Source organism: Pelomonas sp. Root1217, assembly GCF_001425705.1.
In the GTDB taxonomy this organism is placed as follows: domain Bacteria; phylum Pseudomonadota; class Gammaproteobacteria; order Burkholderiales; family Burkholderiaceae_C; genus Pelomonas.
This window is the reverse complement of the sequence record NZ_LMDC01000028.1, coordinates 589,381-601,235: the sequence shown is the minus strand read 5'-3', so window position 1 is coordinate 601,235 and position 11,855 is coordinate 589,381. Positions and strand designations below refer to the sequence as shown.

Annotated in this window: 8 protein-coding genes and 1 pseudogene; 1 reads left to right on the top strand and 8 read right to left on the bottom strand. The window is 68.1% G+C overall.

The features are described 5' to 3' along the window. Positions 1–98 precede the first annotated feature (98 nt). A pseudogene (locus tag ASC95_RS32595) lies at positions 99–1,173 on the top strand (PKD domain-containing protein); the annotation flags it as partial. A 517-nt stretch (positions 1,174–1,690) separates the two neighbouring features. On the opposite strand, the gene ASC95_RS22720 reads toward ASC95_RS32595, so the two are convergent. The 8 genes from ASC95_RS22720 to ASC95_RS22685 all read right to left on the bottom strand — a co-directional run bounded on the left by ASC95_RS22720 (position 1,691) and on the right by ASC95_RS22685 (position 11,855). Beyond that, the gene (locus tag ASC95_RS22720; RefSeq protein ID WP_057299959.1) at positions 1,691–3,364 is read right to left on the bottom strand and encodes an asparagine synthetase B; all 1,674 of its coding nucleotides are present in this window, start codon (positions 3,362–3,364) and stop codon (positions 1,691–1,693) included. 13 nt (positions 3,365–3,377) lie between these two features. Next, on the bottom strand, positions 3,378–5,567 hold the full coding sequence (locus ASC95_RS22715; RefSeq protein WP_082568026.1) for a GNAT family N-acetyltransferase: 2,190 nt from the start codon (positions 5,565–5,567) through the stop codon (positions 3,378–3,380). Continuing rightward, positions 5,564–6,511 carry a glycosyltransferase family 2 protein gene (locus ASC95_RS31235; protein WP_057299957.1) on the bottom strand — a complete coding sequence of 316 codons (948 nt, stop codon included), beginning with the start codon at positions 6,509–6,511 and terminating at the stop codon, positions 5,564–5,566. The genes ASC95_RS22715 and ASC95_RS31235 overlap by 4 nt, the downstream gene beginning before the upstream one ends. Then, entirely contained in the window at positions 6,508–7,968 is a 1,461-nt protein-coding gene (locus ASC95_RS22705) for a lipopolysaccharide biosynthesis protein (RefSeq protein ID WP_057299956.1), read from the bottom strand. The genes ASC95_RS31235 and ASC95_RS22705 overlap by 4 nt, the downstream gene beginning before the upstream one ends. Before the next feature lie 148 nt (positions 7,969–8,116). Further along, positions 8,117–9,085: a glycosyltransferase family 2 protein gene (locus ASC95_RS22700; protein ID WP_057299955.1), complete on the bottom strand. Its 969-nt coding sequence runs from the start codon at positions 9,083–9,085 to the stop codon at positions 8,117–8,119. Then, positions 9,082–10,212: a glycosyltransferase family 1 protein gene (locus ASC95_RS22695; RefSeq protein ID WP_057299954.1), complete on the bottom strand. Its 1,131-nt coding sequence runs from the start codon at positions 10,210–10,212 to the stop codon at positions 9,082–9,084. Before ASC95_RS22695 ends, ASC95_RS22700 begins: the two co-directional genes overlap by 4 nt. Continuing rightward, a complete protein-coding gene (locus tag ASC95_RS22690; RefSeq protein ID WP_057299953.1) occupies positions 10,205–11,119 on the bottom strand; it encodes a glycosyltransferase family 2 protein in 915 nt (304 codons plus the stop codon). The genes ASC95_RS22695 and ASC95_RS22690 overlap by 8 nt, the downstream gene beginning before the upstream one ends. 16 nt (positions 11,120–11,135) lie before the next feature. Continuing rightward, positions 11,136–11,855 carry a hypothetical protein gene (locus ASC95_RS22685; RefSeq protein WP_057299952.1) on the bottom strand — a complete coding sequence of 240 codons (720 nt, stop codon included), beginning with the start codon at positions 11,853–11,855 and terminating at the stop codon, positions 11,136–11,138.

The following is an 11,855-nucleotide window of genomic DNA, read 5'->3' as shown; positions in this document are numbered from 1 at the left end:
ACGGCGACCGGCTGGGGCTGAACTGGGGAGCCGGCGGCGCGTGGGCGGATGGCACTTCGGGCGTCTACCCGGACTGGATCCAGATCGACTTCAACGGCATGCAGACGATCAGCGAGATTGACGTGTTCACGCTGCAGGACGACGCCTACGCGCCCTCGGTGCCGACGCTGCAGATGACGTTCAGCCGATTTGGCATCACGCACTTCCAGGTTCAGTACTGGAACGGTGCCGCGTGGGTGGATGTGCCGGGCGGCGCCGTCATCAACAACAACAAGGTGTGGCGCCAGTTCGTCTTTGCGCCCATCGCGACGCAGCGCATCCGCGTGCTGGTGAACGCCTCGGAATACTCTCTCTCTCGCATTGCCGAGGTGGAGGCCTGGACGCCGGGAAGCACGGCCAACCAGGCGCCGGTGGCCAATATCAGCGGCCCGACGAGTGGGCAGGTGGGCGCAAGCCTGAGCTTCACCGGCGCGGGGAGCACSGATGCGGAAGGCCCCATCGCCAGCTACGCGTGGACGTTCGGCGATGGCACGAGCGCCAGCGGCGTGTCGGCCACCAAGAGCTACAGCGCGGCAGGCAGCTACACAGTGACGTTGACGGTGACCGACGCGGGAGGCCTGACCAACAGCAAGACGCAGACGGTGGTGATCACGGCGGCGGCCAACCAGGCGCCGGTGGCCAACATCAGCGGCCCGACGAGTGGACAGGTGGGCGCRAGCCTGAGCTTCTCCGGTGCCGGGAGCACCGATGCGGAAGGCCCSATCGCCAGCTAYGCGTGGACGTTCGGCGAYGGCACGAGCGCCAGCGGGGTGTCGGCCACCAAGATCTACAGCGCGGCGGGCAGCTACACGGTGACGTTGACGGTGACCGACGCGGGAGGCCTGAGCAACAGCAAGACGCAGACGGTGGTGATCACGGCGGCGACGGGAGGACAGGCGGTCAACGTTGCTGCGGCCGCCAACGGTGGCGTCGCCACAGCGTCCAGCACATTCGACTCGAGATATCCCGCCAGCGCGGTCATCAACGGCGACCGGCTGGGGCTGAACTGGGGAGCCGGCGGCGCGTGGGCGGATGGCACTTCGGGCGTCTACCCGGACTGGATCCAGATCGACTTCAACGGCGTGCAGACGATCAGCGTGCTGCGTCATCTGGTCCAGCTCCGTCACGGTGCCANACGGCGACCGGCTGGGGCTGAACTGGGGAGCCGGCGGCGCGTGGGCGGATGGCACTTCGGGCGTCTACCCGGACTGGATCCAGATCGACTTCAACGGCRTGCAGACGATCAGCGAGATTGACGTGTTCACGCTGCAGGACAACTCGGCCTCACCGTCCGTGCCGACGCTGCAGATGACGTTCAGCCGGTTCGGCATCGTGCACTTCGAAGTTCAGTACTGGAACGGTGCTGGGTGGGTGGATGTGCCGGGCGGCAACGTCGTCAACAACAACAAGGTGTGGCGCCAGTTCGTCTTTGCGCCCATCACGACACAGCGGATCCGCGTGCTGGTGAGCAGTTCTGAATACTATCTCTCGCGCATTGTTGAGGTGGAGGCGTGGACCGCATCTCAATAGGCAGAATGGCCGGACCGTTGCAGGTGGTGGGATGGGTGCCCAACCGCGAAGAGGGCACCCAACCGTCAAAGTGGATAGATCAGCAACCACTTGATCGGCAGGAGGGGCCTGCAACCGTCGTTCAGGCGAGCCGGTAGTCCGGCGCATGCCGGCGCAGCCACTGCTCCAGCATCATCAGGATCCAGACCATCTCGCCGTAGTAGCCGGCGTGCTCCTTGAGGCGGTGGGTCAGCAAGCTCTCGACGAACTCTGCGCGCACGATGCCGCGCGCCGCCACGCCGCGCAGTGATTCCGCGGCCAGCGCGTTCAACGCCGCGTCCTTGACGGCCCAGGGGCCGAAGGGCAGGCCGAAACCATGCTTCTTCTTGGTCAGGATCTCGTCGGGCAGGAAGCCGCGCAGCGCCTCCTTGAAGAACCAGCGCAGCTTCAGGCCCTTGAGCTTGTAGCTGGTCGGCAGCTTCAGCGAGAAGTCCAGCAGCCGCGCGTCCAGCAGCGGGAAGCCGACATCCACGCCGGCCAGGGCTGCCGTGCCGACGACCTTGGGCAGGTCGTTCTCGGCCAGCGTGTAGCGCCAGTCGAAGGCCAGCATCTGGTTGACGAGGCTGGCCTCATGCGGCCCGGCGGCCCAGGTGGCGCGCTGGTGGTCGCGCGGTGCACCGGTGTCGACGGCAGCCAGGAAGGCCGGCGTCAGCACCTCGCTCATGCCCAGCCGGTCAAGCAGGTTGTAACTCTGCATGCGGTCGGGCATGGGCACGCGGGCCTGGCGGATGTAGCTGGTGCCCTTCTTCAGCAGCGGGATGTTGCCGGTGACCGGGTTGACGAACAGCGGATTCAGCACGCCGGTGCGCAGCGGCGACGGAATCTGGCTGTAGACATGGAAGACGCGCTCCTTGGCATAGCGGGTGTTGCCGCCAAAGAGTTCGTCGCCGCCATCGCCGGCCAGCATGCGGTGGTAGCCGTCGTCGTGTGCCTTGCGCGCGCAGTAGAAGGCGGGCACGGCCGAGGAATTGCCAAAGGGCTGGTCGTAGTGGGCGGCGACGTCGGGAATGGCCTTGACCAGGTCGGCCGGCGTCACGTAGTACTCGTGATGGTCGGCGCCATAGGCCTTCGCGGCGATGCGCGCGTACTCCATCTCGTCGTAGCCCTCGGCCTCGAAGCCGATGGAATAGCCGGCCGGCGGCTTGCCGGTGACTTCACCCAGCAGGCCGCAGACGGTGGAGCTGTCGGTGCCGCCACTCAGGAAGCAGGCCGTCTTGCCATCGCCGGTGAGCCTGTCCTTGACCGCCGCACGCAGGATGCCGTGGAACTCGTCCTTCAGCGCGTCGAAGCTGGGATTGACCTGCTCGTCGAAGCGCGCGACCCAGTAGGGTGCGACCGTCAGCTGGCCGTTCTCGAACAGCGCGTAGTGGGCCGGTGGCAGGCGGTGGATGCCGGCGTAGATGGTGCGCGGCGACGGAATGCAGTGGTGGAAGAGGTAGTTGAAGAGGGCCTGGGTATCCAGTTCCCGGATGCCGAGCTGTCGGGCCAGCACATCGGCCCGCGTCGCGAAATGCAGGCGGCCGTCCCGCACGGCGTAGCACAGGCTGTGGACCGCAAAACGATCGATGGCGAGGTAGTTGCCCCCGCCAGGGAGGTCGAGCGCGACGGCGAACTCGCCGCCCACATCGGACGCACAGGCGGCGCCGCGCGCAGCATAGGCTTGGCGCCATGCGGCCAACACATCCGCGGCGGGCGCGCTGAAGCGGGGGGAGCCGGAGGCGAACGGCGTGTCGGGCGGCAGGGCTTGGGCTTGCATGCGGGTCTTGGGGTCAGGACGCGGGATTGTCGGTGGAATGGGCGGCGCTTCGCAGTGCGTGCAGGCGCCGCCAGGCATTGCCGACGGTCTGGCGCATCAGGCCGACCAGGCCGCGCAGCGTCAAGGGGTCGTAGGCGACCAGTCCCAGGCGTTCGCGGCGCTGGCTCATCCATTCGGCTTTGTACGGGGCGTCGCCGATCAGATAGTCCACCTCCTGGACGCGCTCCAGGTCGAGCGCCTGCTCCATCAGCAGCGCCGTCAGCAGTGTGCCCGGAGCCAGCGCCTTGTAAGCCTGGTCGTAGGCCAGCTTGTAGATGTTGGCGCGGCCGTTGGCGACGATCCAGATCTGGGCCGCCACCGGTTTGTCTTGCAGCCAGGCCAGGCCCAGGCGCAGCCAGCCGCGGCGCGCGCACAGACGGATCAGGCCAGGCATGAAGTCAGGGTAGGGCTCGGGCACCTTCCAGCTGTGGGCGTAGACATCGCGATAGGCGGCCAGTGCGCCTTCGAGTGCGTCGCCGTCGCGCACGACCTCCAGCCGACCGCCTTCGTTCGCGAACTTCTTGCCCATGCGCTTGATCGTGCTGCGCAACTGGCCGCTGCGATCCTTCAGGTAGTCGGCCCAGTTCTGGCGCACCGGCTCATACCAGTTGCCAAACGAGAAGTAGGCATGGGTGCTGAGGCCGGCAAGCGTCAAAGCTCTCTTGAGCAGCGCGAACTCTCGCGAATGCGGGTCCATCGGCGAGAAACGATAGGCTGCCGTGCCGCCGCTGGTCTGTCGCAAGGCGCTTGTCAGCGGCAGCAAATCCTCGGCCTCGACGTCGTCTTCCATCGCCAGCGCGTAGATGGCTGTGTAGAAGTTGGACAGCGCGCTGATTTCCCTGCCCAGGGCCCCCGTCTGCGCGACGGTGGGCAGCACGGCCAGCACGCGGCCCTGGCGGCGCAGCACGTGGATGCGTACCTGAGCCTGTGGCTCACCTGCATAGACGGTGTCGATCAGGTTGGCGTACCAGTCGGCACCCAGCTCGACATGGCGCCGTTCAGCCTTGTGCATCAAGGCCAGGGCATCCGCCGGCAGCTCGCGCACGTGGGCGCAGGTGTCGATGCTGGCGCCGCTGCGGCTCACCATGATGTCGGTGTCCACCGGTTGGTTGGCACGACCGCGCCAGCCGCGGCTGCCGCGCCTGAGCAGGCCGTAGAGGGCCGGCAGGCCGCGGTGGCGGTAGACGCTCACGTGGTTGATCCAGCGTTGCGACGTGGACCAGGCCAGCAGGTCCGATTCGGCGTTCGTGTAGAACTCGACGCCGCCACCCGGTGCACGCGTGAACAAGTCCTCCAGCGCGCGCAGCAGCAGGATGCGGCCGGGCGCAAAGCGCTCGAATTGCTCGTGGAAGGCCGTCTTGAGCATGACGGCCATGCCACCGCGCACCAGCAGCATGCGCGAGGCCAGCAGATCCTCGCCCAGCCAGAGTTCATAGACCAGCGCCTCGCCGCGCGCGGCGAACTCGCGCATGACTTCGGCGTAGAAGCGGCCCTGCGGGTTGTCGCTGCTGACCGCCGTGCCTTCGCGGCCTTTCCAGCCGCTGGACTCCAGCCCCGCGTAGCGTTGCACCGCAGCTTCGATCGACTCGGGTGCGCTGATGACGGTCAGCCGTTCGCCACCAGGCTCGGATTGCAGCCGGCGCAGGTAGCGGCGCATGTTCTGGATGAGCTTGCGCGGTCGTTGAGCCCAGTAGTCATCGAAGCTGCCCTTCAGGCTGACACTCATCGTCAGCGCATGCGGCGTGCTCTGCACGGGCAGCCTGGGCAGCTCGCGCAGGTCACCAAAACGTGGGTCGTTGCACAACAGGTCCAACTCGCCCGCATAGCCAGGCAGCGCATCGAGCAGGCCACGCAGGTCCAACCCGGCCGGGATCAGGCTGGGGCCGATCTGCGTCTGCGAAGGCAGGAAGCTCGACCAGACACCCAGGCCGCGCGTCTGGGAGTTGATGAGCAGCATGGCGACCGCCTTGCCTTCGCGGCTGGCGGTGGCGAGCAACGCGCCCTGCGCCGCGAAATGGCGCAGCAAGGCATCGATGAACAAACCATCGAGCATGCCGTGGTCGCCCATGAGTTGCCGGTTGAGGTCGTCCCAAGCCTCTCGGTGCGGCCCGAGACCTAGCGCCGGGGTCAGCATGTGAAGTTGCCAGTCCAGACCCGGGTTCATGAGATGTCGAGGTCCAGGAAATGGGCGCCTGTCCTGGCGCAAAGCCGGGCATGGTGACGGATGCGACCCAGCTCCGCCAGCACGCGCAGGCTGGCCAGCATGCTGCCGAGGAAGGCCTTGAGGTCATGGTTGGCGAGCAGCTCGGCCAGCGGCTGCAGCACGCCGGCGCTCAGCAACCGCAACAACTGGCCGGGCAGGCCGCCGCCGGGGCGCTTGAAGTCCAGCAGCAGCTCCGAGCGCTTGCGCTCGCCGCGGCTGGCGACCTGGCCGCCCCAGCTCTGCGGCGGCTGCGCTGCCTTGGCGCGCAGATGCACGATGCGCGCTGCCGGCAGCAGCGCCGTGCGCAGGCCGTGATGGGCGAAGCGCTCGATGAGGTCATCGTCCTCGCCGTACATGAAGAACAGCGGGTCAAAACCGCCGACACGGCTGAACACCCCGGCGCGCAGCATCCATGCCGCCGCATTGATGCCGCGGATGGGGTAGTGCGGCTGCACGCGGCCGAGGCAGGCGTCGGACAGATAGCCTGGCGCATGGCGCTGCAGATAGGCGCTCTGGGTATTCGGGTCGACGCGGCCCAGGTCGGGGCTGCAGTGCAGAGGGCTGGCGATGTCGAAGCCCGGCTCGGCCTCCAAGAAGGCCACGAGCTGACCGATGGCTTCGGGTGTGACGTAGGCGTCCTGGTTCAGCAGGAAGATCGCATCGGCGCCGCCGCGCAGGGCGTGGGCGATGCCCAGGTTATTGCCGCGGCCGAAGCCGAGGTTGGTGGCGCTCTCGATGAGCACGGCTTCGGGGAAGTCCCGGCGCGCCAGGTCGCGGGTTGCATCGGTGGACGCGTTGTCGACGACGACGGCCGTGCAGGGATGGCTGCTGTCGCGCAGGGACTGCAGCGCGCCGGCAATCCAGGCGGCGCCATTGAAGGTGACGATGACGACGAAGACCTTCATGAGGCGGCCGCCGCAGCGCGACGTCGTTGCAGGAAGGCGCGGATCTCCGCGTACAGCGGATGGTCCAGCAGCTTCAGCCCGACCAGCCAGATCAGCACGGTCAGGCCCGCGCAGGCCAGCCAGACCTGCAGGGCCAGCGGCTGGCCGGCCGGTCGCAGCCAGGCCGCCACCAGGGCGGCGGGCAGCAGGCAGGCCAGGGCCAGCAGCGCATTGCGCGCCAGCTCGCGCGCGATGGCGCCGAAGTCGCTGGGCAGGCAGCGCTGCTTGAAGGCATAGAAATAGGGCACGGCCACCACGGCCATCGCCAGCACGCCCAGGGCCAGCGGCTCCAGCGCCCGCCAGTGCCAGATGACGGCGATCAGCAGCAGGGCCTTGACGGGTTGGATGATGAGGTCGGCCAGTGCGACCAGCTTGGCATGGCCGGCGGCAAGCATCAACGTCGGGATCAGGCTGTTCAGCACGCTGACCGCGCCAGCGGCGCAATAGATGGGCACCAGGGGTGCCGACGCGTCCCATTGCGAGCCGAACATCAGCCGCAGCACCTCGAGCGCGAACAGGCCGACGAAGCCGTAGAACGGCCAGGCGATCGCGCTGACCGCCCCAAGGCTCTGCACGAAGCGCTGCTCCAGCCGCTCATCGTCGCGGTGGGCCTGGGCGAAGGCCGGGTAGGCGACCGAACGCACCGTACCCATGATGTCGCGATGGAAGAGATTCATCAGCCCTTGGGCGCGGCTGGCGATGGCCACCTGGCTGAAGTCCAGCAGCTTGCCCACCGCCAGGTCGTTGATGTCCATGGACACCGAGGTGACGACATTGGCTGCAGTGACCGGGCCGCCGAAGCGCAGGATCTCGCGCCAGCGGTGCAGTTGCGGCCGGGCAAGTCGCCCCCAGGCGCCGGCCAGGCTGACGCCCACAACGGTAGTGACGCTGGCGCCGATGTCGCCCCAGGCCAGGCTGGCCGCACCCATGCCAGCCCAGGCCAGGGCGAGCGTCGTGGAGGTGCCGACGACGGCGGCTGCCACGTTGACGCGCATCAGCACGTCGAAACGCATGTCGCGCCGCAGCAGCGCGATCGAGATCGAGTTGAAGGGCAGGATCAGAAAGTTGATCGAGATGATGCGCACGATGTGCGTCAGGCTGGCGTCGCCGTAGAACTCGCCGATCCACGGCGCCACGGCATGGATGCCGGCAAACAGGCCGCCGCCGAGCAGCAGCGAGGTGCCCAAAGCGCTGCCGACGTCCTCCGGGCCCAGGTCCTTGCGCTGGATCAGGTAGTTGGCGAGGCCGAAGTCGCGCACGACCTGGGCCATGCTGATCAGCGCCATCGACACCGAGTACAGGCCGATCTGTTGCGGCGTCAGCAGGCGCGCCAGCAGCGTGAACGACAGCAGCTGCAGGGCGATCAGCAGATAGCGTTCCAGGAAGGCGAAGCCGAGCGAGCGGCGGACCGTGCTCATTGGTGCATCCTTCGGCCTGCGGCCTTGCCTGGCCGACAGCGCGGCCAGGCGTTCGCCAGGCATGGGATGCCCACCGAGCATCCCATGTCCGGTCTCACTCCCGCCGCGCGGGAGCGAGCTTGCTTGGGACTGCCCGGCGCTGCGCTCATCAATACAAGCCCTGCTTCTTCTGCGAATGGCGCTCCACCCAGGCAGAGTAGGTCGCCGGAGACCAGTGCGACCGCCAGCGGCTGTGCACGCGGCCCCAGCAGCGCAGCAGGCGAAGCTCGCGCGCAAAACGCTCGGCCACGGGCTCGCGCCGCAGCGGCCCGAGCAGCCAGCCGATGCTGTCCTGCAACAACTGCAGGTATTGCCACAGCGGCACGCCGGCGAACTCGCGGCTGCCGGGCGGCCACCAGGACGACAGGCCGGCCTTGAAGGCCCAGCGGCGGAAATAGCGGCGCGTCAGCACGGCCGCGTCGACCGGTGCGGTGATGCACAGGGACGGCTCATAGGTCACCGCCTCGCCGCGCGCCTGGCAGCGCTGGCCGAATTCGAGGTCCATGTGCCGGAAGTGCAGTTCCGAGAACAGGCCGACGCGGTCGAACAGCGCCGTACGCGCCACCAGGTTGGCACCGGCTGGCGCGTAGTCCGGTGGCGTCGGCGCGATGCGCTCAAGCCCGAGGTCGGCGCCGCCGACCACCGCGGCCATGCTGTCGTGATACCAGGCGGGCCGGCCACTGGCGGGCCATTGCAACTCGGTGCGCCCGCCGGCCAGGGCCGGGCCGCTGGCACCGAAAACGGCGGCGATGTTCTCCAGCCAGTCCGCGGGGAAGAGGATGTCGTCATCGGTGAAGGCCAGCACGTCGCAGCCCAGTTCGCGGGCGCGGCGGATGCCGGCGTTCAGCGCGAACTGCTTGCCCTGGCGGGGCTCGAACAGCACATGCAGGCGGCCCAGCGGCCAGCCCGGTTGCAGGGCCTGGAGTCGCGCCTGCGTGTCATCGGTCGAGTTGTTGTCCACCACCAGCACTTCGACGGCCGTATCGGCAGGCGCGCGCATGGCGCCGAGCGAGGCCAGCGTGGTCGCGAGCAGGGCGGCCCGGTTCCAGGTGCAGACGATGACGGCCAACCGCTTCATCGGGCGCCGGTTACCTTGCGGTAGACGTCCAGATGGCGTCGGTAGCTTTCGGCCCAGCGAAAGCCCTGGGCCCAGTTCCGGGCCCGCGCGGCTTTGTCGGCTCGCACTTCGGGCGGCAGCGTGGCGGCCTCATGCAAGGCAGCTGTCCAGGCGGCCAGGTCCTCGGCCGGTACCAGCGTCGTCAGCGGCCCGACCAGTTCGGCCAGGCTGCCCAGCGGGCTGAAGATGACAGGCGTGCCGGCGGCCTGGGCCTCGACGGCCGGAAAACCGAAGCCTTCGTAGAGCGTCGGGTAGAGCACGGCGACGGCGTCGCGATAGAGGGCCTGCAGTTCGGCGTCGGACAGGAATTCGGCAAACACAACCCGGCCCTGCAGCTCGTGGGGCAAGGCCCTGCGCGCGGCCTCGCGTGCGTCGGCGCCGAAGCCGCAGGCGACGAGTTTCAGCGTCGCGTCGGGCTGGGCGGCCAGCGTCTGCAGGGCCCAGTCGAAGCGCTTGCGCTGCATCGGCCCACCGAGGTAGACGGCGAAGCGCGCGCCGGCCAGGGCCGCCGTCAGCGTGGCCGGCAGCTTGCTGGTGGGCGGCTCGAAATAGGCCTCTTCAATGCCGTGGGGGATGACGGTCAGCTTGGCCCCGAGCTCGGGCCAGCGCGCCAGGATGTCGCGCCTGGACGACTCGCTGATCGTCACGACGGCCGCGCAGCGCCGGAACGCCGCCGGCATCAGCCGGTGCCAATACCAGTGCTGCCAGCGCGTTTCGCTCTCCATCTCCCAAGGAATGGTGTCGTGGATGGTGACGACGGCGGGGCAGGGCTGCCACCAGGCCATCGTGTTCTCGGCCCAGTGCAGCACGTCCAGGCGGTGTTGACGCGTGCGGCGCGGCATGCCGACCTGCTCCCACAGCGAGAAGCGGTCGCCAGGGAAATCGAAGATGTCAGCCTGTACCTGCTGCTCGCGCGGCAGGTGCATGGGGCGGCCAGCGTCCTGCGCGAACAGCGTCCAGGCCACGCCATCCTCCGGGCGGGCCTGGCTGCACATCTCCAGCAGGTACTTGCCCATGCCGCGCAGGTGCGCGGTATTGAGGCTGGTGGCGCTGATACCGACCCGCAGCGGTTCACCAAGCTCAGTCATTGGGCACCCAGCGGCGGAACAGCGATTTGCCCATCTTGGTCAGCGTGTGGCCGCGATCGGGGCCGCTGCGCAGCAGGCCGGCAAAGGTCTTCAGGCCCAGCGACAGATCGCCCTTGGCGGTGTGCGCGTCGGCGAAATTGCACCAGCCCTTGTGCTGGAAGCGCCGCAGCGCGACGGGGTCCACGTCGTGCCCGGGTGGCGAACTCATGCCGAAGCGCCGGATCAGGTCGGCGCGCATCAGCTCGGTGGTGTTGGTGGCCGGGATGCGGCGCGACAGCGAGACGGGATGCTGGCGGTACAGCACGAAGGACTCGGCCAGGCGTATGAAGCGGTGCTGGGTGCTGGCCCGCACCAGGTATTCCCAGTCGTCGGTCTGCTGGTTGTCCGTCAGGAAGCCGCCCATGCGATCCCAGGCGCTACGCCGCCAAAGGACCGAGGAGGGCAGGGCGTAGTTGTCGAGCACCAGAACGGGGTAGATCCAGCCGGACCGCGACTCATCGACGGTGCCCTGCCGGGCCTGCCTGAAATAGTCGGGCCGGGGCTCGCCATGCCAGACGTCGAAGGCCGAATAGCAGAAGTCGTGATCCGGCCGGGCCTGCAAGGCCTGCAGCTGCAGGCGCAGTTTTTCCGGGTGCCAGAGGTCGTCGGCATCCAGCAGCGCAACGAACTCCGAATCCGTCTCGGCCATGCCGCGATTGCGCGAGCGCGACATGCCGCGGTTCTCCTGCGAGATGACGCGCACGCGAGCGTCGTCCAGGGCGGCATGCGTCGCAGTCGCATCCTTGGAGCCGTCGTCGATGACCGTGACCTGCAGGTCGGGGAAGGTCTGGTCCAGTGCCGAGCGGACGGTGTCGGCAATGAAGGCCTCGGCGTTGTAGGCAGGAATGACGATGTTGACGCGCGGCATTGGGGTCGACGAGAGGTCAGCGGGAAGTCTGCGAGGCGGCTGAAGCCGCTTGAGGGGCGGAAGCGGCGGCGTCGGGAGCCGCGTCCGGTTCGGGATCCTTCCAGCGGCCGACCGAGTTCAGGCGGTCGCGCAGCTCCGTCCTGGTCATGCCCATGGCCAGGACACGGTGGGCTTGCGCCAGCGCCTTGTCGTAGTCCTTCATGTCGAAATACAACAAGCCTGCGTTGAACTGCGTCAGCGGGTTGTCGCCGGCCTGCTCCACCACGTAGTCGAGAGATTTGCGCGCGTCGTCCAAGCGGTTGTGCCGGAGCAGATAGCTCACGTAGAACATCCGGAACACCAGATCGTTGGGCGCGAAAGCCATGCCGCGGGCGTAGTAGCACTCGACGGTCATGTCGGTGCCCGAGGCGGGGTCCGACTTCTCCTTCTCCGCCAGGCGCTCGACGGTCTGGATGGCGCGCGGATGGTTGGGAAACACCGCCAGCGTGTAGCCGATGTCCTTGCCGAAGGGCCCGGTGGCGCCGCGGGTCAGTGTCTCAACACCGTGCGTGAAGTGCGCGATCTCGACGATGTAGCGTTGCTGCGGCTGGGCCGTGCGGTAGTCGAAGGGGCCATAGGTGTTGTGCGTCTCGCCGCAGCCCGGTGGCGCGAGCGCGGGACGCAGTATCTGGGCCGCCGCAGGCAGTACCGCCGACGAAATGGCCAGGGCCAGAGCGGCCTGGCAGACGCGGGTCAT